We start from the raw sequence: 21,719 nt of genomic DNA, 5'->3' as shown, positions 1-21,719 counted from the left end.
CTTTGTCCGGGTTTTATGAGTGAAGATCAGTGTGATCATCCCGACGCGGGAACGCCTGCCCTATCTGAAGCACTCTCTTGCCACCGTGCTTGCCATCGATGACCCCGATCTGGAAATCGTCGTGAGCGACAATGCCTGCAGCGATGGTACCGGAGCGTTCCTGTCAGGCCTGAAGGATCCGCGTGTGGTTGTCGCAAATCCGGGTCGCAGGGTGTCGATGCGCGAGAATTTCCAATGCGGGCTTGACCACAGCAGCGGCGACTATGTCGTTTTCATCGGGGACGATGACGGATTGTTGCCCCGACAGTTCGGGTTGCTGCGAAAGCTGCTGGAACGGGAAAGGCCCGATTCGCTCAGCTGGAGCCTGCCGACCTTCGGTTGGCCCGAATTGCAGGGTGGTGGCAGGGCGGGGCGCGCCAGATTGTCGAGGCGAAGCTGTTTCGGCACTGTAACGCCGAGCCACACCACACGATGGCGCAGGATGCTCCTCGCGGGAAACATGTATTGGCCCGGCTCCTATCCCGCGCTGTATCATGGCGCCGTGTCGCGCGCGTTTCTGGATAGCCTGACGCCCGTGGGGCAGCCGTTCTTTCGAAGCAAGGTCCCCGATTTCTTCTTTACATTCCTTGCTGTCCTGACCGGGGGTCGTCACCTGCATGTCGCCCATCCCTTCTCGGTCAGCGGCTATAGCAAGGCGAGCACGGGCAATTCACACCAGAGCCATGTGACCGGGTCGGCGGCAGGCGGGCCGGAGGTTGTATCGGACACGAGCCCTGCAAACCGATTCGAGAAAGAGGCGGAAAAGGATAGCGTGCAGGACGCGGGTTTTGTCGGAATGGGGGTGCCGGCTGCTTTCTTCATGACACTCGAAACGGTTCGGAATGTGATCGGGCCAAGCGCACCGCGGCCTTCCTACCGTGGCTGGTACCAATACATCCTTCGGAACATGAGCCGTCTGACAGCCGCAGAGCGCACCGACATGTTGCGGCTTCTGCGGGGCTATGCCGTCACGAGCGGAAGTGTGACGGAACTGGACCGGGCGCTGTCCCCTCTGGGCGGGCTGGAGCGGCGGTTACACCGTATTGGTCCGCAGAAGATGGCTGCGATGCTGGTAAAGTTTGGCGACCGTCTGTCGCAAGTCAAGGTTGCGGCCTTGCTGGACGGGCGGTCTGACATCGAAGTGGCGGCGCGGATCTATGACACCCTTCTTGCGGATGACGGGCTCGCGGTCGCATCCGGTACATGTTCGCGCAGGGCGGCCTGGACACGGGTCAAGATGCGGGCCGCAGCGGTGAACAGCGGGGAAAGCCTGTGAACTGGACCGAAATACCCGAGCGCGCGCGCTGCACGGTCAGTGTGGGATTGCCGGTGCATAACGGAGCGGCGACCATTCTGGAAAGCCTTCAGAGCCTGGCGCGACAGACCTTTGCCGATGCCGAGTTCTTCGTGTTCGAGAATGCATCCACGGACGATACGCGCAAGATCGTCGAGGAATTCTGCAGGACCGACCCGCGGTTTCATTGTGTCCCGTCAGGGCGTTTGCTTCCGGTGGTCGAGAATTTTGCCCGGGCCCGGCGTTTTCTGGCGGGGCGATCGAAATACCTTTTGCTGCTGGCGGCCGATGATGCGATCAACGACGATTTCCTGACCCATGCCGTCGCGGCGCTGGAAGCGGAACCGCACGCGGCGTTGGCCGTGCCAAAGGTGGCGGGCAAGCATGCTCGGGGCAGTTTTCTGCCAGTGAACCGCGACGTTCTCGATCTTGCAACTTATGGACGGTTCGGACGCGGGTTCAGGCAGATTGCCTTTCCGCCGTCATGGTTCTATGGGCTTTATCGCAGCGATGTCGCGCAGGAACGTATCGACGAGGCATTCCGACTGTTCCCTGACGCATAGGGCGGGGACAGAATGATCGTGCTGATGTTTCTGCTGCGTAGAGAGATCGTCCCCGTCGAAGGCAGCGAAATCTATGTTGTGCCCAATCCTCGGTCCAAGAAGGTCTATGGACCCAAGACAGCGGGTCAGATGCTGCGCGCGCGTGTGGACTACTTCCGTGCGCTCTGGGGCAAGCGGGACATGTTGCCCGTTCATGGCCTGAAGGGTCGGCTTGCGTATTTCCTTCTGTGCTGGAAAACGTCCGAAGCACATACCACACATCGTTGGAATCGCATTCTGGGTCGCTGGATCAGGGGGCCGTTGCCTTGAGAGGAGCAAGGACGGCCGCAGCAATACGCTGGTCTAGATCTGCATACCGCAGCGCGATTTCGCGGTTTCGCTCTGCTGCTCGCTTCATGTCTGGGGACGGAATTTCGGGTAGGTTGGCCGCAGCGGTCAATATTTCGTCCGCCGACGTGACAATGATCATGCCGGCAGGGTCGAAGTAGCAGTCAATGTCTGGAGCACCCCAGTAGATGGGGATCGTGCGGCAGAGCAGGGCATCTACCAGCTTCTCGGTGAAGTAGGATTTTTCGCGGACGTTTTCTATAATGATAGAATATTGATAGGGGGCGAGGCCGTCTTCCTTTTGGCCAAACGGGGCATAGCCGCGACCAAGGATATCCGCCGCTATACAGCGTTCGCGAAGCGCGGCAATGATCGTGTGCCGTAGGCGATGGCCTTCGAGATCACGTTTTGCCGAGGCGATGACCGACAGGTGTCGGGTCTTGTCCGTTCGCGTGGTCGACGGATTCGCAATCTGGGTACCACCGAAAACGAAGAGTCTGGCATTCGGTATCCAGCGTAACAGTAGAGTGTTGCGGGTAAGGATGCGGTGGAAGCGCCAAAAGAAGATCGCTGCAAGCCAAACGTGCTTGGCGTGTATGGCGTCAGGTTCTACGATTACGATAGACAGGTGGGCCCGCAGCCCCCTGTGGCGTCGTAGATATAGTGCGGTGGTCGGATAGGTGACTATGTGGTCCTGCGGCCCCATCTCAGACACTGTCGCCTCGAGCAATCGATCAGGACGGCCAAGTGGCCAGTGCAGTGCATCGAGTGAAAGGGTTTCAATCGCATGCCGCCGCATCTCGTAAGGAATGACTGCTAGAGCACTAGAGGTCGCTGAAGGAGTTTGCATGGTCCGCCAAACTTCATGAGATTAGCCGCAGTGATGCCTGCCAGCCGGTTCTTCCGCAAGTTTGATCCTTGGTCATGTTTGGGAACAACCTCTCGCGCTCCGCGCATGCAATGGTTATCTTTTCATTGCACTTGCTTTAATCCTGGGCTTCTTAGCAATGCCGTAGCCTCGAAGCTCCTGTTTGGCGGGCAGTATGCGCCACCTGACTGTTTAAAGGATCATGTATGCTTCACCCCGTTCTTCTCTGTGGCGGGTCCGGCACCCGGCTCTGGCCCCTTTCCCGCAAGAGCTTCCCGAAGCAGTTTGTCCGGCTCCTTTCGGAGGAAAGTCTGTTCCAGTCTTCGGCCCTGCGTCTGTCTGGTGACGGTTTTGCGCGGCCTCTCGTTATCACCGGATCGGATTACCGGTTCATCGTGACCGAGCAGTTGCAGGATGCGGGTATAGACCCCGGTCCGGTCCTGATCGAACCCGATGCGCGCAATACCGCCCCTGCCATCCTTGCTGCAGCGATCCACTTGGCCAGGACCGATCCTGATGCGCTGATGCTGGTCGCCCCGTCGGATCATGTGATCCCTGACGCGCAAGCCTTCCGTTCTGCCGTTCAGACCGGTGTGGCAGCGGCAGAGGAGGGAATGATCGTCACCTTCGGCATCCGTCCGACCCGCGCCGAGACGGGGTATGGCTGGCTTGAACTTGTCGGCCCAGCGACGGAAGGCACGACCATTGCCCTCAAGCGCTTTGTCGAGAAGCCGCCCCGCGATCTGGCTGAAACCATGCTCGCTGCCGGAAACTTCCTCTGGAATGCTGGTATCTTCCTTTGCTCGGCCCGCACCATGCTTGACGCATTTGCCCGACATGCGCCCGACTTTCTGGCCCCCGTCACGGCTGCCGTCGATGCGGCGCGCGTCGATCTCGGTTTTATTCGCCTTGATCCCGCGGCATGGTCGGCGGTCGAGTCCCTCTCCATCGACTACGCGGTGATGGAACGCGCGGACAACCTCGTCGCTGTGCCCTTCGGCGCGGGGTGGTCCGATCTGGGCGGCTGGGACGCGGTCTCGGCCGAAATGCGCCCTGACGGGCAGGGCAACGCGCTGGGCGGCAATGCCACGGCCATCGACTGCCATGGCACCCTGCTTCGTGCCGAGGATTCGGGCGTGGAACTTGTCGGGATCGGCCTGTCGGACATTCTGGCTGTCGCCACCGCCGATGCCGTTCTGGTTGCCCACAGGTCCCGCGCGCAGGATGTCAAGAAAGCCGTGGATTTGCTTAAGGCCAAGGGCGCGAAACAGGCCGAGTGCTTTCCGCGTGATCATCGTCCGTGGGGCTGGTTCGAAACACTTGCCCTGTCTGATCGGTTCCAAGTCAAACGCATCGTCGTCAAGCCCGGCGCTGCGCTGTCGCTTCAGTCGCACCTGCACCGGTCCGAGCACTGGATCGTCGTGAACGGCACCGCACGGGTCACGGTCGATGACTCGGTCCGTCTGATCGGCGAGAACGAGTCGATCTATATTCCGCTTGGCGCGAAGCACCGGATGGAAAACCCCGGCAAGGTGCCGATGGTCCTGATCGAGGTCCAGACAGGCAGTTATCTGGGTGAGGATGACATCATCCGTTACGAGGATATCTATTCCCGCGGTCAGGGCGCCAAGGGCTGATCCGGACCCAAAAGAAAACCCCGGCATTGCTGCCGGGGTCCTGTCGTCACGGTCGGGGGGCGATCACGCCTCTTCCGACTCGCCCTTCTTCTCGACGATTTCCTCGCCGGTTTCCTGGTCGACCATCTTCATGCCGAGCCGGACCTTGCCGCGGTCGTCGAAGCCGAGGAGTTTGACCTTCACTTCCTGACCTTCCTTCAGCACCTCGTTCGGGTGGTTCAGGCGCTTGTTGGCGATCTGGGAGACGTGGACCAGACCGTCGCGCTTGCCGAAGAAGTTCACGAAGGCGCCGAAGTCGACGAGTTTCACCACGCGGCCGGTGTAGATGTGGCCTTCCTCGGGTTCGGCGACGATCGACCAGATCATGTCATAGGCGCGCTTGATCGCATCCGCCGACGAGGAGGCGATCTTGATGACGCCGTCGTCGTTGATGTCGACCTTGGCTCCGCTGGTTTCCACGATCTCGCGGATGACCTTGCCGCCCGAGCCGATCACTTCGCGGATCTTGTCGGTGGGGATGGTCAGCGTTTCGATCTTGGGCGCGTATTCGCTGAACCCCTGCGGCGCGGAGAGCGCCTTGTTCATCTCGCCCAGGATGTGCAGACGGCCGTCCTTGGCCTGTGCCAGCGCCTGTTCCATGATCTCGGGTGTGATGCCCGCGACCTTGATGTCCATCTGGAGCGAGGTGATGCCGTTCTCGGTCCCTGCGACCTTGAAGTCCATGTCGCCCAAGTGATCCTCGTCGCCGAGGATGTCGGTCAGCACGGCCCAGCGGCCATCGTCCTCGAGGATCAGGCCCATGGCCACGCCCGCGACCGGTGCCTTCAGCGGAACGCCCGCATCCATCATCGACAGCGACCCGCCGCAGACGGAGGCCATCGAGGAGGAGCCGTTCGATTCCGTGATCTCGGACACGACGCGGATGGTGTAGGGGAAGTCGGTCGGTGCGGGCAGGACGGCCTGAAGGGCGCGCCATGCCAGTTTGCCGTGGCCGATTTCACGACGTCCGGGGGAGCCCACGCGGCCCACTTCACCGACCGAATAGGGCGGGAAGTTGTAGTGCAGCAGGAAGTTGGAGCGCGAGTTGCCGTGCAGCGCGTCGATGATCTGCTCATCCTCGCCCGTGCCGAGCGTGGTCACGACCAGCGCCTGCGTTTCGCCCCGGGTGAAGAGGGCCGAGCCGTGGGTGCGCGGCAGGACGCCGGTTTCCGAGATGATCGGGCGCACGGTCTTGTTGTCGCGGCCGTCGATGCGGGCGCCACCGTTGATGATGTCGCCGCGCAGGATGGAGCTTTCCAGCTTCTTGATCGCCGAGCCGAGGTTGGCGTCGGCAAGGTCTTCGTCCGAGAGCGCGGCCTTGATCGCGTCGACGGCGGCAGAGATCGCGTTGGTACGCTCCTGCTTGTCCTTGATCGCGAAGGCGGCGCGCATCTGGGTTTCGCCTGCGGCCTTCACGCGGGCGTAGAGGTCCGAGTAATCCGGCGGCGAGAAGTCGAAGGGTTCCTTGGCCGCGTCTTCGGCGAGGTCGATGATCAGGTCGATCACCGGCTGCATCGCCGCATGGCCGAACTTCACCGCGCCGAGCATTTCGGCCTCGGTCAGTTCATAGGCCTCGGATTCCACCATCATCACGGCGTCTTTTGTGCCCGCGATGACGAGGTCCAGACGCTGGTCGGGGTTGTTCCGCAGGTTCTGCAGATCGTCCACCGACGGGTTCAGCACGTATTCGCCGTTCGAGAAGCCGACGCGGGCCGCGCCGATCGGGCCCATGAAGGGCACGCCCGAGATGGTCAGCGCGGCGGAGGCCGCGATCATTGCCACGATGTCGGGTTCGTTGTGCAGGTCATGCGACAGCACCGTCGCCATGACGAGGACTTCGTTCTTGAAGCCGTCGACAAAGAGCGGGCGGCAGGGACGGTCGATCAGGCGGGAGGTCAGCGTTTCCTTTTCCGAAGGACGCGCCTCGCGCTTGAAGAAGCCGCCCGGGATCTTGCCGGCGGCGTAGTATTTTTCCTGGTAGTGCACGGTCAGGGGGAAGAAGTCCTGACCCGGCTTCGCCTGCTTGGCGAAGGTGACGTTGGCCATGACCGAGGTTTCGCCCAGCGTGGCGATCACGGTGCCGTCGGCCTGACGGGCAACCTTCCCGGTTTCCAGAGTGAGCGTCTCACCGCCCCACTGGATGGATTTCTTGATAACGTTGAACATCAGCGGATCCTATCTGAGGGATCACGGCCCCTGCCGGTCCCCCGTTTTCATGGCGGCCCCATTGCCGCCGCCCCCTATCCTTCGCATGTGGCCGGGGGCATGGCCTCACGTCGCAGATGGGGGGCGCATACAGGAAAAGCGGTGGTTTGGGAAGGACGTAGTGGGCAGTGGCGGGGAAAGCGGAGTTTGACGCAAACTCCGCGCCGGTTTCTGGCGCAGAAACCGGGTCCGGTGCGTGGCGCGGGGGGGAGGGCGGAATTTGTGTCAAATTCCGCGACGATTTCTGCGTCAGAAATCGCGGGTGCCAAAAGCGAAACGCCCGCGACCTTGCGGTGCGGGCGTCTGCATCGGAACTGTCTTGCGATCAGCGGCGCAGGCCGAGGCGCGAGATGAGCGAGGCGTAGCGGCCTTCGTCCTTGCCCTTGAGGTAGTCCAGCAGCTTGCGGCGCTGGGCCACGAGCATCAGAAGGCCACGACGCGAGTGGTTGTCCTTCTTGTGGGCCTTGAAATGTTCGGTGAGCGTCGCGATGCGCGACGACAGGATGGCGACCTGAACTTCGGGCGAGCCGGTGTCGCCTTCCTTGGTCGCGTATTCCTTGATGAGGCGGGTCTTTTCTTCGACGGTGATCGACATCGGATCTCTCCTGTATCCAGAGGGTGAAGGCACAAGCCGGGATGTCGTCCAGCAAGGCCGGTAGGTCCGCGGCGAGTCGGTCGATCCGCTGCGGATGCGGGCGTATAGGAGAAAACGGGCAGGAAGGAAAGGCGTTTTGTGATCCGTGGCGCGGCGGGGGGTTAACCACGCCGAGAGAAAGCGGGCCTGCGCTGCTGGAAGCGGGGGGGTGATTCTGGCATCTTCGGCATGTGGCGGGCAGGGGTGTCCGGTGGTGCGGTAAGGGGTGCGGGGATGCTGGGATTGCTGGGCCTGTTCGGGCTGGTCATGGCCGGGTTCATCGGCAGTGGCGTGGCGGGGGACGGGGATGATCCCGCCGTGGATACCGATGCGGAGCCGGATCCTGCGGGCGATGTGGCAGGGGGCGGCATGCTTCTGCCGGATTGGGACGACGGGGAAGACGGGTTCCTTGCGCCGCAACCGGACGGGCCGGATGAGGGGATGCCGCGCAGCAGCGATGCGCCGCCTGTGCCGGATGAGCCGCTCTGGATGGACGGCGATTCCGTGGCGGGTGACGTGATGGCCGGGGGCGGTGGCGATGACATGCTGCGCGGTTGGGGCGGGCGGGATGCGCTGTCGGGCGGGGGCGGGGCGGATACGCTGGACGGGGGTGACGGGGGCGACGATCTGGATGGCGGCCTTGGCGATGACAGTCTTCTGGCTGGCGACGGGAATGACCGGCTGGCGGCGGGTGCGGGGAATGATCTGCTGGACGGGGATGCGGGTGACGATCTGCTGGCCGGTCAGTCGGGCGACGATCTGGCCTTTGGCGGGGCGGGGGATGACACGCTGGCGGGCGGTGACGGGCGGGACAGTCTGGAGGGCGGGGCTGGCAATGACTGGCTGACCGGAGGGGCGGACGGGGACGAGCTTTCCGGTGGTGCCGGTGATGACACGCTGGACGGGATGGAGGGGAATGACCGCCTTGTCGCAGGGGGCGGGGCGGATTTCCTGAACGGTGGGGACGGGGATGATGCGCTGGTCCTGTCGGGGGGCAGCTATGCCACAGGCGGGGCGGGGGCGGATGAATTCGTGATCCTTGCCGGAGGGGCGGCGGTGATCGCGGATTACGACAGTCAGGAGGACCGGCTGGTGGTGGAACTGCCCGCGCCTGCGGATGGATCGGAGCCGCTGCTCGAAGTGATCGGGGATGGCGCGGATGCGGTGATCCTGCTGGATGGCGCGGTGATGGCGCGGGTGACGGGGGCGGCGGGGCTGGGCGTGGACGAGATCGGGCTGCGGCTGGTCTGACGACAGTCAGGCGGGTGGCGCGAAGAAGGGCAGGAAGGCGGCAAGCACGGCCTGCGGGTTTTCCTCCATCACGAAATGGCCGGAGTCGCAGGAGGTGTCGGTCACGGTGTCGGCCCAGCGGCGCCAGATGCCTGCCGGATCGCCGGTGCGGGCGGGAAAGCCGTGCAGACCCCAGAGAAAGTGGAGCGGGGCGGTGATGCGGCGGCCTGCGGCGCGGTCGGCGATGTCATGCGCGCGGTCGGTGGTGGCGCCGGCGCGGTAATCGGCGCACATCGCATGGACGCGGGCGGGGTCGGTGGCCTGCGCGCGGTAGGCGTGCAGGGCGGCGGGGGCGAAGCAGTCCAGCGATTTCGCCAGTGTCCAGCCGCGCAGGGTATGGTCGACCCATGCGACGGGGTCGGCGGCGATCATGCGTTCGGGCACCGGCGCGGGCTGGGCGAGGAAGGTCCAGTGCCACGCGGCCATGGCAAGGTCGTACCCCCATGCGTCCCAGTATTCGGCGGTGGGCGCGATCTCGATGATGCCGAGGCGGGTGATGCGGTCGGGATGGTCGAGCGCAAGGCGATAGGCCACCCGCGCGCCGCGGTCATGGCCGAGGATGGCGGCTGCGGGCAGGTCCAGTGCATCCATCAGCGCCACGATGTCGCGCGCCATGCGGCGTTTGGAATAGGTGTCGTGGGTGGCGTCGTCGGGCGGCGCGTCGCTTTGGCCGTAGCCGCGCAGGTCGGGGATGATGACGCGGTGGCTGGCGGTGAAGGCGGGGGCGACATTGGCCCAGCAGAGGCCGTTCTCGGGGAAGCCGTGCAGCAGGATCAGGGGCGGGCCGTCGCCTGCGGTCTGGACCGAGAGGGTGACATCGGGAAGGGCGATGCGGCTGCGGGTGAAGCCTGCGATGGTGGTCATTGCCAAAGCTCCGGCTGGCGGTCGTAGCCGATGTAGAGCGGGTGTTTCGGGTGGCCGTCCTTGGACAGGCCAAGGGTATAGAGCGGGCGGTCCGTGGCGCGGAGCAGGGATTCCACCCGCGCGCCACGGTCCAGATGCGCGCCGTGGGTGCCCCAGGCGCAGATGATGCGGTCGGCCCAGCCGGTGGCGCTGTCGCGGATGGCGTCGTCATTGGCGGGACCGACGGGGTCGGCTTCGGCGCGCATGACGCGGGGGTCGGTGGCGCGGAAGGCGAAGATGTTGGTGACGCGGAAGGCGCCGTACCCCAAGGCGCGGGCGCGGCGTTCGCAGCGTTCGACCGTGGGGTCGTTCTGGAATTCGGTGGCGGTGGAGGGATTGAGCATGACGAAGAGCGCCTTCGGCCCGTCGGGGTTCCAGACGCGGGTCAAGAGATAGCGGTAGCGTTCGCAGGGCGAGTAGACGGCGGTGCTGGCAGCGTCGCCCTTCTGGTGGTGGCGGGTGATCATCGGCGGAACCTGCGGCCAAGCCGGGGGCATTCTGCCCCCGGACCCCCTGAGAGTATTTGTGCCAAGATGAAGAGGGAAGGTCAGTTGAAGACGCGCGAGGGGTGGAGTTCGCCGGACTGGTAGCGGCCGATGGCGATGGCGCGGTTCTGGTAGGTGGCCCAGACCTCGGTCCCCCAGTCGATGCCGGTGGCGATGACCATGCCGGGGTTGCCGTTGCGGATGCGGGCAGCGCCTTCGGGGGTGGCGGTCACTTGCGGCAGGTCTTGCAGCGCGAGTTCGAGGGGCTGGAGATGCGCGTCGAGGTCGGGGGTATGGGCGAGGCGGTCGATGTCGTCCAGCGTGATCCCCTGCGCGGCGTCGAAGGGGCCGGACCATTCGCGGCGCAGCCACAGGACATGGCCGAGGCATCCCAGCGCGCGGCCAAGGTCGCGGGCGATGGAGCGGACATAGCCGCCCTTGCCGCAGACCATCTCGAACAGGGCGTGGTCGGGATCGGGGCGGTCGATCAGGTCGAGGCTGTCGACCCAGAGCGGGCGGGGGGCGAGGTCGAGCCTTTCGCCTTCGCGGGCAAGGTCATAGGCGCGTTCGCCATCGACCTTGACGGCCGAGAATTGGGGGGGAACCTGTTCGATCTGGCCACGGAAGGCGGGCAGGGCGGCATGGACCGCGTCGTCGGTCGGGCGGGCGGGGGTGGTTTCGAGGACGTCGCCCTCGGCATCGTCGGTGGTGGTGGCGGCGCCGAAGCGGACCATGAAACGGTAACATTTCAGTGCGTCGGTGATGTGGGGGACGGTCTTTGTCGCCTCGCCCAGAGCGACCGCCAGAACGCCCGTCGCGGCGGGGTCGAGCGTGCCGGCATGGCCCGCCTTCTGCGCGGCGAGCGCCCATTTCACCTTGTTCACCACGGCGGTGGAGGTGATGCCTGCGGGCTTGTCCACGATCAGCCAGCCGGAAACGGGCCTGCCCTTTTTCGTCCGCGCCATGATGCCGCCCCCGCCTGCCGTTCGCCAGAGGCGGCCTGCTAGCGAAGCGCGTGTCGCCCGTCAACCTTGCAAGGGCGCGTTTACCCTTTTCTATCCGGTGTTTCCCCTGCTATCCCTGCGGGCATGACATGGAACCTGCCCAATATCCTGACGGTTATCCGTCTGCTGGCCGCGCCGGGGGTGGCTGTCATGTTCCTTTATTTCCATAGGCCGTGGGCGGATTGGCTGGCGCTGTCGCTGTTTGTCAGCGCGGCGGTGACGGACTGGTTCGACGGCTATCTGGCGCGGGCGTGGAAGCAGGAATCGAAATTCGGCGCGATGCTGGACCCGATTGCCGACAAGGCGATGGTGGTGATCGCGCTGGTCATCATCACGGGCTATTCGGGGATGAACCCGTGGCTGATCCTGCCGGTCACGGCGATCCTGTTCCGCGAGGTCTTCGTGTCGGGCCTGCGCGAATTCCTCGGGGCCAAGGCGGGGCTTCTGAAGGTCACCAAGCTGGCCAAATGGAAGACCACGGCGCAGATGGTGGCGATTGCGGTGCTGTTCCTTGGCACGGGGCTGGAACATGTGGAGGGGATCGCGCGGCAGGGGCTGACCATGGATGCCTATGCCGAGCTGGTCAGTCAGGGTCTGGCCGATCCGATCCGGTCCTGCGGGACGCGGGGCTGTTCGTCCTATGCGACGATGGTGGGGCTGGTGCTGATCTGGGTGGCGGCGATCCTGACGCTGGTGACGGGTTGGGATTATTTCCGCAAGTCGCTGCCCTTTCTGCGGGATGACCGATGATCGAGGTTCTGTATTTCGCATGGGTGCGGGAACGCATCGGCCTGCCGAAGGAGCGGGTGGAAACATCCGCCGCCACGGTGATGGCGCTGGTCGAGGAATTGCGCGCGCGGGAAGAGCGGTACGAGGCGGCCTTTGCCGATCTGGCAAGCCTGCGGGTGGCGCTGGATCAGGAGCTTGCCTCGTTTGACGCGCCGTTGGCCGGTGTGCGCGAGGTGGCCTTTTTCCCGCCGATGACGGGGGGCTAAGCCATGCGGGTTGCCGTGCAGGAGGCGCCCTTCGATCTGGGCGAGGAGGCGCGGGGTTTCGCGGCGGCGGCGGCTGGCGCGGGGGCGGTGGTGACCTTTACCGGCGTGGTGCGCGGCGATGGCGGCATGGCCGCGATGGAGATCGAGCATTATCCGGGCATGACGGAAAAGGCGATTGCGGGGATCGTATCGCAGGCCGTGGCGCGCTGGGCGCTGGTCGATGCGCTGGTGATCCACCGGCACGGTCGGTTGGCGGTGGGCGAGGCGATCATGATGGTGGCGACCGCCGCGCCACATCGGGCCGATGCCTTTGCCGCGGCGGAATTCCTGATGGATTACCTGAAATCCCGCGCGCCCTTCTGGAAAAAGGAAATCGGGCCGGATGGCGCGGCATGGGTCGCGGCCAAGGACGAGGACGAGGCGGCGCTTACGCGGTGGTGAAGCGGGCGCGGTAGGCGGTTTGGCGATCGCCTGCCATGGGTTCCGCCAGCCAGACCGCGCGGGCGATGGCGCGGGCAAGGCAGCAGGCCGCGGCATGGCCGAGGGCGAAGGCATCGGCCACGGGGTCCTGCAGGGGGCGGACGTTGGTGCTGCAGGCAAAGACCAGATCGCCGTCGATCAGCGTATGGGAGGGGACAAGCGCGCGCGCCATGCCGTCCTGTGCGGCGGTCGCCATGCGCTGGCAGCCGGCTTGGGTCAGGTCGGCGTCGGTGGCCACGATGGCGATGGTGGTGGCCTCTCCCATCCGTTTCATCGGCGGGGGTTCGTGGGCGGGGTCGTGATGCGGGGCGGGGCCGAGGGCGCCGAATTCGCCGTCAAGCTCCCACGGGGCGGCCCAGAAATGGTGGGTGTCGCCCACGGTGGCAGAGCCGAGCGCGTTCACGGCCACCAGCGCGCCCACGGTATGGCCCGAAGAGAGGGTGGCAGAGGCGGAGCCGAGCCCGCCCTTGAGCGTGCCGGTCAGCGCGCCGTAGCCCGCGCCTGCGGTGCCGAGGGCGGGCCGGTCGGTCAGGGCGTCCAGCGCGGCGCGGCCGAGGGTGGAATAGGGGTTGCGGTCCCATGCCTTGTCGCCGCCGTTCAGCAGGTCGAAGAGGATCGCGCCCGGGACGATGGGCACGCGCTGGTCGCCCACGGCAAAGCCGCGCCCCATGCCGCGCAGGCCATCCGCCACGCCCGAGCAGGCGTCGAGCCCGAAGGCGGAGCCGCCGGAAAGCACCAGCGCATCCACCTGCTGCACCAGCCGGTCGGGGGCGAGGAGGTCGGTTTCACGCGTGCCCGGCGCGCCGCCCATCACGTTGACAGCGGCGGTGAAGGGGCGGTCGGCGCAGAGCACGGTGACACCCGAGCGCAGGCACGCGTCATGGGCATTGCCCACGCGCAGGCCTGCCACGTCGGTGATCAGGTTGCGCGTGCCGCGTTCCATCGTCTGCCTGACCAAATCCCCTGCCCTTAATCGGTCGCACGGGCAGGGGGCTGCGGCAAGGGTCAGAAATCGAAGATCTCGCCCAGGATGCTCTTGCGTTTCTTGTAGCCGTGGCGGCGCGGGTCGTCATAGCCGCGGTCGTCGCTGTCCCAGCCCTGCGGGCGGGGGGCATAGCCCTGGGGCGGCGGCGGCGCGTAGCCCTGCGGCGGGGCATAGCCCTGCGGCGGGGCGGGGGGCTGCGGGGCCGCTGCGGGGGCGGGCGCGGCGACGCGTTCGATGATCTTGTCCAGCTCGCCGCGATCCAGCCAGACGCCGCGGCATTTCGGGCAATAGTCGATCTCTACCCCGTTGCGGTCGGCCATGACGAGGGTTTCGTTGTCCACGGGGCAGCGCATCGGTCCGTCTCCTTGTGCGTTTGGTTGAGGTGGAGATGGGGATGGCGGGGCGGGATGCAAGCTTTCCGGACAAAATCGGCGGATTCGCCGGGCGGGCGGCAAAAACTGGTGATGAAACCGGAGCGGGGCTTGACGGGTTCATATCCAAAAGTGCTTGTAGGCACGACCTTTGACCAAGCGAGTCCAGATATCGTGAACGCCCTGATGATCCGACTGACCGCCTTTGCCGCCCTTCTGGGTCTTGCCGCCTGTGCCGGTGCGCCCCAGACCGAGAGCATCCCGCCCGAGGCGCAGGTGCCTGCCCATTATCAGGCCGTGCAGGACGGGGAATACCTGATCCCCGCGGTCGAGCCGCTGCACCTGTTCGGCACCAACCCGCGGACCGAGGTGGCCTATGCGGGCGACGAGAAGCCGGGGACCATCGTGGTGGATACCTATGCGCGCGTCCTCTACCACGTGCAGGAGGGGGGCAAGGCCACGCGCTATGGCATTGCCGTCGGGCGCGAGGGGATTTCCTTCCGCGGGACCGGCTATGTCGGGCGCAAGCAGGAATGGCCGTCGTGGACGCCCACGGCGAACATGGTCCGCACGCGGCCCGACCTTTACGCCGCCTATGCGGGCGGGCTGCCGGGCGGGCTGGAGAATCCGCTGGGGGCGCGGGCGCTGTATCTCTATCGCGGCGGGCGGGACACGATGTTCCGCGTGCATGGCACGATCGACAATGCCTCGATCGGGCGGGCGACCAGCGCGGGCTGCATCCGGCTGTTCAATCAGGACGCCATCCATCTGTTCGAGAATGCCGAGGTGGGTGACCGCATCGTGGTGCGGACGCTGGAGCAGAGCCTTGCCGCCGAGGGGCCCTATATGGACGACGCCTATGGCCGCGCCGTGCCGGACACGCCGGAAAACCGCGCGCAGCTGGAGGCCGACAAGATCGCCATTGCCGAGGCCGAGGCGAAGCGGATCGAAGACGAGCGTCTGGCCGCCGAGGCCGCCGCGAAGCAGGCCGAGAAGGACGAGCGCCGCCGCCTGCGGATCTGCCGCAACCGTGGCATCGACGAGGCCGAGTGCCCGACGCTGGATGAGCTGACGGGCGAGACTGTGGCGGAAGCGGCGGCTGCGCCGGCCGCTGGCTGAGCGGGCGATTTTTCTGCGAAAAATCGGGGGGCGATGCGGTGCATCGCCCCTTTTCGCTGCCGTAGGTGTGGGGCGCGAATTTTCGCCAGAAAATTCGTACGGCCTTAGCGGATCACGTAGTCCTTCAGCGTGGTCTCGACGACTTCCCATGTACCCGTAAAGCCGGGGCGGATGATGTAGCTGTCGCCTGCCTTCAGGTGGGTTTCGCGGCCCGCCGCATCGGTCAGGATGGAATGGCCGGACAGAATGTGGACATATTCCCATTCGCTATAGGACACGCGCCACTTGCCGGGGGTGGATTGCCACAGCCCGCAGAAGAGGCCGTCGCGGTCTTCGATGTTCCATGTGGTGTGGACGGGGTCGCCCGCGATCACGCGGTCGGGGTCGGGGCGGGTGGTTTCGGGGGGGATGCCGTCGCGGGTCACGCGGGCGAGGTGGGTCATGGGATGCTCCGTCTGTTGTGCCTTGCATGGGAGGCGGGCGGGCGGCGCCGGTCAAGGGGCGCGATCCACGCCGCAGCGCAGCGAACGGACTTGCTGTTGCGGGGCGGCTGTGCCTGTATATCGGGCAGAGTTGAAACAGGGAGACGCCGATGAGCGCGACCGCCCCCGTCCGCCCCGTGCTGCCGCCGGACATCACGTCCCGCAAGGGTGGTGTGCCGCTTGTCGTGCTGACGGCCTATACGACGCCGATGGCGCGGCTGGTCGATGCGCATTGCGACATTGCGCTGGTGGGCGATTCCGTGGGGATGGTGCTGCACGGGATGCCGTCGACCATCGGCGTGACGCTGGAGATGATGATCCTGCATGGCCGCGCCGTGGTGCGGGGGCTGCAGAAGGCGATGCCGGTGATCGACATGCCCTTCGGCAGTTACGAGGAAGGCCCCGCGCAGGCCTATCGCAACGCGGCGCGGCTGATGGCGGAAACCGGCGCGCCGGCGGTGAAGCTGGAAGGCGGGCAGCACATGGCCGAGACGATCGCCTTTCTGACCGCGCGGGGGGTGCCGGTGATGGCGCATGTCGGGCTGACCCCGCAGGCGGTGAACACTTTGGGCGGGTACAAGGTCGTGGGCCGCGATGCCGAGGCGGAGCGGGTCATGGCCGATGCGCGGGCCTGTGAGGCGGCGGGGGCGTTTTCCATCGTGCTGGAGAAGGTGCCGGTCGGCCTGTCGGCGCGAATCACGGGTGAGCTTTCCATCCCCACCATCGGCATCGGCGCGGGGGTGGATTGCGACGGGCAGGTTCTGGTGATCGATGACATGCTGGGCATGTTCACCGCGTTCAAGCCGAAATTCGTGAAGCGTTATGCCGAATTGGGCGCGGCGGCGGATCAGGCCATCGCGGACTATGCCGCCGAGGTGCGGGCGCGGGCCTTTCCGGGGCCGGAGCATGGCTTTGCGGATCAGGTGAAATCTTGACGGTCATCATCCGGACGGTGGAGGAGCTGCGCGCCGTCGTGCGTGGCTGGAAGGCCGAGGGGCATGTGGTGGGCGTGGTCCCGACCATGGGCGCGCTGCATGACGGGCATCTGAGCCTTGCGCGCAGGGCCAAGGCGGAATGCGGGCGGGTGATCACGACGATCTTCGTGAACCCCAGGCAGTTCAACAATCCCGATGACCTGAAGAAATACCCCCGCACCGAGGATGCCGATGCCGCCCTTCTGCGCTGGGTGGGGGTGGAGGTGGTGTTCTGCCCCGCGCCCGAGGAGGTCTATCCCGAGGGGTTCGTGACGACCGTGTCGGTGGGGGGCGTGTCGCAACCCTTGGAAGGGGCGCTGCGGCCCGGGCATTTCGACGGGGTGGCGACGGTGGTGGCCAAGCTCTTCGGGATGACGCAGGCGGACCGGGCCTATTTCGGGCAGAAGGACTGGCAGCAGTTGCAGGTGGTGCAGCGGCTGGTGGCGGATCTGGACATGGCCGTGACGGTGGTCGGCTGCGAGACGGTGCGCGATCCCGACGGGCTGGCCATGTCGTCGCGCAATGTGCGGCTGACGGCGGCGGGGCGGCAGAAGGCCCCCGCGCTCTATGCCGCGATGCTGGCGGCGGCGCGGGATTTCCGGTCGGGCGTGCCGCAGGATCAGGTGGCCGACCGCGCCGCGCAGGCCGTGCTGGCCGAAGGGTTCGAGAGCGTGGAATACATCGAATTCCGCGATGCCGCGACGCTGGGTCCGGTGACCGATGCGTCGCGTCCGGTGCGGATGCTGGCGGCGGCGTGGCTGGATGGTGTGCGGCTGATCGACAATATCGCGGTCTGAGGGCGGGGTGGGTCATCCGTACGGGTGGTCCGTCCAGACCTCTGACCTGTCGTGATGCGATGGTGGCACGGGTATGGATCGCACTCGATCCTTCATCATGAAAGCAAGACCTTGTTCGCAAAACCGATTGCCGCCGTCGCCGTCTGTGCCACTTTGGCTTCCCCCGCATTTGCCCTGCCGCCGCAGCAGGTGACAGAGTTGACCACTGACTCGGCCTTTGTCGGGCTGTCCTTCGATCTGGGGGGCGGGTTCACTCCGCGTTTCGGGATTGGCTGGCGGCAGACCACGGTGCAGCCCAATGGCGACATGACCGGAGGCGAGTTGCGGTTGACCTTTGATCCGCAGAACCCGCGCGATGTGCAACTGCGCGCCATCGGGTTTCAGGGAACGGTCAACCATGCCGGGGCCGTCGGGGGCGGCTGGGATTTCGGGACGGGCAAGCCCTTCGTGTCTGGCGGGGTGATCTTTCCCTATCTGTCCGGCATCGTCGACTTTGGCCTTGGCGGCGGGCAACCAAGCCTGAGCATTGGTCTGGACAGCGCAGGCAAGGCCGAGGCACCGGCCACCGTGCCGCTGTTTGCCCCCTGCGGTGCGCCTGACTTCCCGGGTACGGTCGTAACCGCCTGCTGAGTCAGCCCAGAAGATCGGCCAGAACCAGCGCCATGACCTTGGCGCTGTCGGTCATGTCCTGCACCCCCACCCATTCGTCGGGCTGGTGGGCGAGGTGCAGGAGGCCGGGGCCATAGGCGATGCAGTTCTTCAGACGGCCGATGCGGTCGATATGTTTCTGGTCATAGGTGCCGGGGCTGACGACATAATCGGCCACCTGTCCCAGCACCCGCTCGATGGCGGCGGCAGTGGAGCGGACGACGGGCGCGTCGCGGTCGGCCATGACGGGCTGCACCTCGAACAGGTCGCGGATCGTGTAGGTGAACCCTGCGCGGCGGGATTGCACGCGGTCCAGCACGGCGCGGAGTTCGGATTTGACCTCGTCCAGCGCCTCTTCGATCAGGAAGCGGCGGTCGAGGATGATGCGGCAGCGGTCAGCCACACAAGGCGCGGGCAGGGCGGTCGATCCTGCGGGCGGTTCGGGTTCGCCGCCGTGGATGGAGTTGATGTTCAGCGTGGATTGGCGGGCCTGTGGCGGGACCACGGGCATGGCGGTCGTGCGGGTGGAGAGGAGGGGGTAGAGGTGATGCTCGATCTCTTCCAGAACGGCGCCCATGTGGCGGATGGCCGAATCGCCAAGGAAGGGCATGGAGCCGTGGGCGATGCGGCCATGGGTTTCCACCTCGGCCCACCAGACGCCGCGATGGCCGAGGCAGATGCGGTCCTTGTGCAGCGGTTCGGGGATGATGACGTGCTGCACGCGGTCCGGGCTGAAATACCCGCGTTCGGCCAGATAGGCGACGCCACCGTAGCCGCCCGATTCCTCGTCTGCCGTGGCGCTGATCTCGATCGCGCCGCGCCAGTCGGGGGTGGTGGCAAGGAAGGCTTCGGCGGCGATGATGCTGGCGGCAAGGCCGCCCTTCATGTCGCAGGCGCCGCGGCCATAGATGCGGTCGCCGTCCAGCTCGCCGCCGAAGGGATCGCGGGTCCAGCCGTGGCCCACCTCGACCACGTCATGGTGGCTGTTGAAATGCACGCAGTCGCCCGCGCGGCCCGACTCCAGCCGCGCGACCATGTTCCAGCGGGGGTAGGCGTCGCTGTCCCCCGGCGCGCCGGTGGCGCGGACCAGTTCAACCGTCCAGCCCTGCGCCATCAGGCGGGCGGCGAGGTAGTCGCAGATGTCGCGGTAGCACCGCCCCGGCGGGTTGAGCGTGGGGATGCGGATCAGGTCCTGTGCCAGCCCGATCAGGGCGGCGCGGCGGGCGTCGATGGCGTGGGTCAGGGCGGCGTGGGTCAGGGCATCCATTCCCCTATGGTGGGGGTCGCGGGGGCCGCTGCCAAGGGGCAAGCGGGCCGTGCCTTGCGGTTGTGGCGCGGCGGGGCCACATTGGCGGGGCAAGGGTGACGGGGTTTCGCGGATGATCGCTTTCTTCAAGCTGGCGCTTTTCGGCTATATCGCGCTGACGGTGATCTACTGGCTGCTGGCGATCTATGCGCGGTCGGTGGAACGCGAACGGCTTGAAAAGACCTATGACCACGAGGGTGGCACGGGATCGCGCGATGCCTTCATCGCCGAGGGGCTGGCGGCCTATGAACACAGCCTGAGGCGGCGGCTGATCTGGCTGGTCTTTGTCATTCCGACCGTCGTCGTGGTGGCGCTGGTCTGGATTTTGAATTTTTCCTGAGGGGCGGCAATGCGTTATCTGAAATGGTCCGTTCTTGGCACGCTGGCGCTGCTGATCTTCGCCTTCCTGCACTATACACTGCCGCAGACGGATATCGTGCGGATCGTGGGGACCGAGAACCGCCGCATGGATCTGGGCGAGAACAGCTGGTTCTGGGCGGCGCCGGATGTCGGGACGGGGTCGGGGACGAGCCGCGACATCTTTTTCATCAATGCCGTCTATCCCGATGGCAGCACGATGGAATACCGCAACGAGGATACGGGCTGGGGCTGGCCGCCCTATTTCAAGATGGACAGTTCCAGCACCAATACAGAGGCGAAGGAGCTGCAATCCACAACCGCCGCGCCGAAATGGGTGGCGGTGACGCATTACGGCTGGCGCAACGAGCTGTTCACGATCTTTCCTAATGCGATCTCGCTGCGGCAGGTGGAAAGCCCCGATGTGCGGATCATTCCATGGGTCAGCATCGTGATCCTGACGCTGCTGGCGGGGCTGGTGGCCATGGTCTGGCGGATGCTGGCGCAGTTCCGCGAGCGGATGATCGAGCCTGCGGTGATCGAAGCGCAGGAGGCGTTCGACGATCTCGACCGCCGCGCGGATCGGGCGCGGGCGGGGGTGGGCGGCTGGTTCCGGCGAGTTTTCGGGCGGAAGTAGGTTGATTTTGCCCCATGGGCGGGGTTGGCTGCGCGCATGTTGACGCGGTTCATCCTTGCCAGTGGGGCGACGAATCTGGCCGACGGGGTTGCGGTGGTCGCCTGGGCCTGGGCGGCGACACTGCTGACGCGTGATCCGTTCCTTGTGGCGCTGGTGCCTGTGGCGTTGCGCCTGCCGTGGTTCCTGATGGCGCTGCCCGCGGGGGTGGTCACGGATCGGGTGGACCGGCGGTGGTTGATTTTGGCGATGGATGTGCTCCGCGCGCTGGCCTTTGCCGTGGTGGCGGGGGCGGTGGTTCTGGCCGGTCCGCTGCCGCCCGCGCCGGTGGTGGGGCTGGGCGTGCCGTGGCTTTTCGCCGTGATGCTGGGGGCCGCGCTGGTGGTGGGCGGGGCTGAGGTGTTCCGCGACAATGCCGCGCAGACGATGCTGCCCGCGCTGGTGGGGGCAGAGCGGCTGGAGCTGGCCAACGGGCGGTTGTGGAGCGTGGAATTGATCGGCAATGCGCTGGTCGGGCCTGCGCTGGGGGCGGCGCTGATCGGGGTGGCGCTGGTGCTGCCTTTTGCCCTGAATGCGGGGGCTTATGCGGTGGCGGTATTGCTGCTGCTGGGGGTGCGGGGGGCGTTCCGGCCGGTGCGGGACGGGGCGGCGGATTGGCGGGCAGAGCTGGCCGAAGGGGCGCGGTTCCTGATGCGCGCGCCGCTGCTCAGGGTGCTGGCGGTGGTGACGGGGGTGTGGAACCTGCTGCACCAGATGGTCGTCGTGGCGCTGGTCCTGCACGCGCAGGAGACGTTGGGGCTGTCGGCTGCGGCCTATGGGTTGGTGCTGGCGGGGGGGGCGGTCGGGGGGATTGCGGGCAGTCTGCTGGGCGGGCGGGTCGTGGCGCGGCTGGGGCCCGCGCGGACGGCGCAGTGGATGCTGGCGGCTTCGGCCCCTGCCTTTGCGGGGGTGGCGCTGGCAGGGAATGCGGTGGTGCTGGCGGTGATGCTGGGCCTGTTCGAGTTCACGGGGATGGTGTGGAACCTCGTATCGGTCAGCCATCGGCAGAGGGTGATACCGGACCGGCTGCTGGGGCGGGTCAACAGCCTGTACCGGCTGCTGGCCTGGGGAATGATGCCTCTGGGGCTGGTTCTGTCGGGTGCGGTGATGGGTTGGGCCGAGGGGGTGGTGGCGCGGCCTGTGGCGCTGGTGCTGCCGCTGTGGATCGCCGCCGCGGGGGCGGGCGTGCTGGCCGCGCTGGGGTGGCGGGCGATCGGGCGGGGGTTTGCGGGTTCTTAACCGGT

The 21,719-nt window shown here is 66.1% G+C and carries 24 protein-coding genes and 1 pseudogene; 15 read left to right on the top strand and 10 right to left on the bottom strand.

From position 1 onward, the window contains the following. Positions 1-31 precede the first annotated feature (31 nt). The 3 genes from GU927_RS10255 to GU927_RS10245 are packed head-to-tail and all read left to right on the top strand — an operon-like array spanning position 32 to position 2,205. Entirely contained in the window at positions 32-1,315 is a 1,284-nt protein-coding gene (locus tag GU927_RS10255; protein ID WP_161762341.1) for a glycosyltransferase family 2 protein, read from the top strand. Then, complete coding sequence (locus GU927_RS10250; protein ID WP_161762340.1) at positions 1,312-1,896, top strand: glycosyltransferase family 2 protein; 585 nt, start codon at positions 1,312-1,314, stop codon at positions 1,894-1,896. Before GU927_RS10255 ends, GU927_RS10250 begins: the two co-directional genes overlap by 4 nt. A gap of 12 nt (positions 1,897-1,908) precedes the next feature. After that, on the top strand, positions 1,909-2,205 hold the full coding sequence (locus GU927_RS10245; protein WP_161762339.1) for a hypothetical protein: 297 nt from the start codon (positions 1,909-1,911) through the stop codon (positions 2,203-2,205). Here GU927_RS10245 and GU927_RS10240 read toward each other — a convergent pair. Beyond that, positions 2,186-3,022 (bottom strand): glycosyltransferase family 10 domain-containing protein, encoded by an 837-nt coding sequence (locus GU927_RS10240; protein WP_217765586.1) that lies wholly within the window; start codon positions 3,020-3,022, stop codon positions 2,186-2,188. The genes GU927_RS10245 and GU927_RS10240 overlap by 20 nt on opposite strands. A gap of 275 nt (positions 3,023-3,297) precedes the next feature. Between GU927_RS10240 and GU927_RS10235 the strand changes: the two genes are divergently transcribed. Continuing rightward, on the top strand, positions 3,298-4,728 hold the full coding sequence (locus GU927_RS10235) for a mannose-1-phosphate guanylyltransferase/mannose-6-phosphate isomerase (RefSeq protein WP_161762337.1): 1,431 nt from the start codon (positions 3,298-3,300) through the stop codon (positions 4,726-4,728). A gap of 63 nt (positions 4,729-4,791) precedes the next feature. Here GU927_RS10235 and pnp read toward each other — a convergent pair whose 3' ends face one another. Together pnp and rpsO are read right to left on the bottom strand one after the other, a co-directional pair. After that, positions 4,792-6,933: a polyribonucleotide nucleotidyltransferase gene (pnp, locus tag GU927_RS10230; protein WP_161762336.1), complete on the bottom strand. Its 2,142-nt coding sequence runs from the start codon at positions 6,931-6,933 to the stop codon at positions 4,792-4,794. 364 nt (positions 6,934-7,297) lie between these two features. Then, a complete protein-coding gene (gene rpsO, locus GU927_RS10225; protein ID WP_161762335.1) occupies positions 7,298-7,567 on the bottom strand; it encodes a 30S ribosomal protein S15 in 270 nt (89 codons plus the stop codon). Positions 7,568-7,840: 273 nt separating this feature from the next. On the opposite strand from rpsO, the gene GU927_RS10220 reads away from it, so the two are divergent. After that, entirely contained in the window at positions 7,841-8,857 is a 1,017-nt protein-coding gene (locus tag GU927_RS10220; RefSeq protein WP_161762334.1) for a calcium-binding protein, read from the top strand. 6 nt (positions 8,858-8,863) lie between these two features. On the opposite strand, the gene GU927_RS10215 is transcribed toward GU927_RS10220, so the two are convergent. From GU927_RS10215 to truB, 3 genes are all read right to left on the bottom strand, one after another. Next, entirely contained in the window at positions 8,864-9,760 is an 897-nt protein-coding gene (locus tag GU927_RS10215) for an alpha/beta fold hydrolase (protein WP_161762333.1), read from the bottom strand. Continuing rightward, positions 9,757-10,266 (bottom strand): DUF1643 domain-containing protein, encoded by a 510-nt coding sequence (locus GU927_RS10210; protein WP_161762332.1) that lies wholly within the window; start codon positions 10,264-10,266, stop codon positions 9,757-9,759. Before GU927_RS10210 ends, GU927_RS10215 begins: the two co-directional genes overlap by 4 nt. An 80-nt stretch (positions 10,267-10,346) precedes the next feature. Further along, the gene (truB, locus tag GU927_RS10205; RefSeq protein ID WP_161762331.1) at positions 10,347-11,249 is read right to left on the bottom strand and encodes a tRNA pseudouridine(55) synthase TruB; all 903 of its coding nucleotides are present in this window, start codon (positions 11,247-11,249) and stop codon (positions 10,347-10,349) included. A 123-nt stretch (positions 11,250-11,372) separates the two neighbouring features. Between truB and pgsA the strand changes: the two genes are divergently transcribed. From pgsA to GU927_RS10190, 3 genes are read left to right on the top strand one after another with little or no spacing between them, the layout of a single operon-like run. Further along, a complete protein-coding gene (pgsA, locus tag GU927_RS10200; protein WP_161762330.1) occupies positions 11,373-12,038 on the top strand; it encodes a CDP-diacylglycerol--glycerol-3-phosphate 3-phosphatidyltransferase in 666 nt (221 codons plus the stop codon). Next, positions 12,035-12,283, top strand: a complete 249-nt coding sequence (moaD, locus tag GU927_RS10195) for a molybdopterin converting factor subunit 1 (RefSeq protein ID WP_161762329.1) — start codon at positions 12,035-12,037, stop codon at positions 12,281-12,283. Before pgsA ends, moaD begins: the two co-directional genes overlap by 4 nt. Positions 12,284-12,286: 3 nt before the next feature. Further along, complete coding sequence (locus GU927_RS10190) at positions 12,287-12,724, top strand: molybdenum cofactor biosynthesis protein MoaE (RefSeq protein ID WP_161762328.1); 438 nt, start codon at positions 12,287-12,289, stop codon at positions 12,722-12,724. Here the strand turns inward: GU927_RS10190 and GU927_RS10185 are convergent. Both GU927_RS10185 and GU927_RS10180 read right to left on the bottom strand, forming a co-directional pair. Further along, entirely contained in the window at positions 12,711-13,706 is a 996-nt protein-coding gene (locus tag GU927_RS10185; protein WP_161762327.1) for a P1 family peptidase, read from the bottom strand. The genes GU927_RS10190 and GU927_RS10185 overlap by 14 nt on opposite strands. A 62-nt stretch (positions 13,707-13,768) precedes the next feature. Next, entirely contained in the window at positions 13,769-14,101 is a 333-nt protein-coding gene (locus GU927_RS10180; protein WP_161762326.1) for a TFIIB-type zinc ribbon-containing protein, read from the bottom strand. A gap of 204 nt (positions 14,102-14,305) precedes the next feature. Between GU927_RS10180 and GU927_RS10175 the strand changes: the two genes are divergently transcribed. Then, complete coding sequence (locus tag GU927_RS10175) at positions 14,306-15,238, top strand: L,D-transpeptidase (RefSeq protein ID WP_217765585.1); 933 nt, start codon at positions 14,306-14,308, stop codon at positions 15,236-15,238. Positions 15,239-15,342: 104 nt separating this feature from the next. On the opposite strand, the gene GU927_RS10170 is transcribed toward GU927_RS10175, so the two are convergent. After that, the gene (locus GU927_RS10170) at positions 15,343-15,681 is read right to left on the bottom strand and encodes a cupin domain-containing protein (RefSeq protein ID WP_161762325.1); all 339 of its coding nucleotides are present in this window, start codon (positions 15,679-15,681) and stop codon (positions 15,343-15,345) included. A gap of 149 nt (positions 15,682-15,830) precedes the next feature. Between GU927_RS10170 and panB the strand changes: the two genes are divergently transcribed. The 3 genes from panB to GU927_RS10155 all read left to right on the top strand — a co-directional run bounded on the left by panB (position 15,831) and on the right by GU927_RS10155 (position 18,121). Next, positions 15,831-16,655, top strand: coding sequence for a 3-methyl-2-oxobutanoate hydroxymethyltransferase (gene panB / locus GU927_RS10165; protein ID WP_161762324.1), 825 nt, complete (start codon positions 15,831-15,833; stop codon positions 16,653-16,655). Next, positions 16,652-17,491 (top strand): pantoate--beta-alanine ligase, encoded by an 840-nt coding sequence (gene panC, locus GU927_RS10160; protein WP_161762323.1) that lies wholly within the window; start codon positions 16,652-16,654, stop codon positions 17,489-17,491. The genes panB and panC overlap by 4 nt, the downstream gene beginning before the upstream one ends. A gap of 189 nt (positions 17,492-17,680) precedes the next feature. Next, a complete protein-coding gene (locus tag GU927_RS10155; protein ID WP_217765584.1) occupies positions 17,681-18,121 on the top strand; it encodes a hypothetical protein in 441 nt (146 codons plus the stop codon). Position 18,122: 1 nt separating this feature from the next. Here GU927_RS10155 and GU927_RS10150 read toward each other — a convergent pair whose 3' ends face one another. Beyond that, entirely contained in the window at positions 18,123-19,406 is a 1,284-nt protein-coding gene (locus GU927_RS10150; RefSeq protein ID WP_161762321.1) for an acetylornithine deacetylase/succinyl-diaminopimelate desuccinylase family protein, read from the bottom strand. 112 nt (positions 19,407-19,518) lie between these two features. Here GU927_RS10150 and GU927_RS10145 point away from each other — a divergent pair, with 112 nt between their 5' ends. The 3 genes and pseudogenes from GU927_RS10145 to GU927_RS10135 all read left to right on the top strand — a co-directional run. Continuing rightward, entirely contained in the window at positions 19,519-19,785 is a 267-nt protein-coding gene (locus GU927_RS10145; protein WP_232489182.1) for a hypothetical protein, read from the top strand. 9 nt (positions 19,786-19,794) lie between these two features. After that, complete coding sequence (locus GU927_RS10140) at positions 19,795-20,439, top strand: DUF1523 family protein (RefSeq protein ID WP_161762320.1); 645 nt, start codon at positions 19,795-19,797, stop codon at positions 20,437-20,439. Positions 20,440-20,460: 21 nt separating this feature from the next. Beyond that, positions 20,461-21,714 (top strand): annotated as a pseudogene (locus GU927_RS10135) (MFS transporter); the annotation flags it as partial. Positions 21,715-21,719 lie beyond the last annotated feature (5 nt).

It is taken from the genome of Paragemmobacter amnigenus (assembly GCF_009908265.2).
GTDB classification, from domain to species: domain Bacteria; phylum Pseudomonadota; class Alphaproteobacteria; order Rhodobacterales; family Rhodobacteraceae; genus Paragemmobacter; species Paragemmobacter amnigenus.
Note: the sequence above shows the minus strand (reverse complement) of the source record. Positions and strands in the feature narration are given on the sequence as shown.

What these genes read in the sequence shown, in the direction of transcription:
- GU927_RS10245 (WP_161762339.1), top strand. Translation starts at nt 1,909, where the DNA reads ATGATCGTGCTGATGTTTCTGCTGCGTAGAGAGATCGTCCCCGTCGAA.
- GU927_RS10240 (WP_217765586.1), bottom strand. Translation starts at nt 3,022, where the DNA reads ATGCGGCGGCATGCGATTGAAACCCTTTCACTCGATGCACTGCACTGG.
- GU927_RS10235 (WP_161762337.1), top strand. Translation starts at nt 3,298, where the DNA reads ATGCTTCACCCCGTTCTTCTCTGTGGCGGGTCCGGCACCCGGCTCTGG.
- pnp (WP_161762336.1), bottom strand. Translation starts at nt 6,933, where the DNA reads ATGTTCAACGTTATCAAGAAATCCATCCAGTGGGGCGGTGAGACGCTC.
- rpsO (WP_161762335.1), bottom strand. Translation starts at nt 7,567, where the DNA reads ATGTCGATCACCGTCGAAGAAAAGACCCGCCTCATCAAGGAATACGCG.
- GU927_RS10220 (WP_161762334.1), top strand. Translation starts at nt 7,841, where the DNA reads ATGCTGGGATTGCTGGGCCTGTTCGGGCTGGTCATGGCCGGGTTCATC.
- GU927_RS10215 (WP_161762333.1), bottom strand. Translation starts at nt 9,760, where the DNA reads ATGACCACCATCGCAGGCTTCACCCGCAGCCGCATCGCCCTTCCCGAT.
- GU927_RS10210 (WP_161762332.1), bottom strand. Translation starts at nt 10,266, where the DNA reads ATGATCACCCGCCACCACCAGAAGGGCGACGCTGCCAGCACCGCCGTC.
- truB (WP_161762331.1), bottom strand. Translation starts at nt 11,249, where the DNA reads ATGGCGCGGACGAAAAAGGGCAGGCCCGTTTCCGGCTGGCTGATCGTG.
- pgsA (WP_161762330.1), top strand. Translation starts at nt 11,373, where the DNA reads ATGACATGGAACCTGCCCAATATCCTGACGGTTATCCGTCTGCTGGCC.
- moaD (WP_161762329.1), top strand. Translation starts at nt 12,035, where the DNA reads ATGATCGAGGTTCTGTATTTCGCATGGGTGCGGGAACGCATCGGCCTG.
- GU927_RS10190 (WP_161762328.1), top strand. Translation starts at nt 12,287, where the DNA reads ATGCGGGTTGCCGTGCAGGAGGCGCCCTTCGATCTGGGCGAGGAGGCG.
- GU927_RS10185 (WP_161762327.1), bottom strand. Translation starts at nt 13,706, where the DNA reads ATGGAACGCGGCACGCGCAACCTGATCACCGACGTGGCAGGCCTGCGC.
- GU927_RS10180 (WP_161762326.1), bottom strand. Translation starts at nt 14,101, where the DNA reads ATGCGCTGCCCCGTGGACAACGAAACCCTCGTCATGGCCGACCGCAAC.
- GU927_RS10175 (WP_217765585.1), top strand. Translation starts at nt 14,306, where the DNA reads ATGATCCGACTGACCGCCTTTGCCGCCCTTCTGGGTCTTGCCGCCTGT.
- GU927_RS10170 (WP_161762325.1), bottom strand. Translation starts at nt 15,681, where the DNA reads ATGACCCACCTCGCCCGCGTGACCCGCGACGGCATCCCCCCCGAAACC.
- panB (WP_161762324.1), top strand. Translation starts at nt 15,831, where the DNA reads ATGAGCGCGACCGCCCCCGTCCGCCCCGTGCTGCCGCCGGACATCACG.
- GU927_RS10150 (WP_161762321.1), bottom strand. Translation starts at nt 19,406, where the DNA reads ATGGATGCCCTGACCCACGCCGCCCTGACCCACGCCATCGACGCCCGC.
- GU927_RS10145 (WP_232489182.1), top strand. Translation starts at nt 19,519, where the DNA reads ATGATCGCTTTCTTCAAGCTGGCGCTTTTCGGCTATATCGCGCTGACG.
- GU927_RS10140 (WP_161762320.1), top strand. Translation starts at nt 19,795, where the DNA reads ATGCGTTATCTGAAATGGTCCGTTCTTGGCACGCTGGCGCTGCTGATC.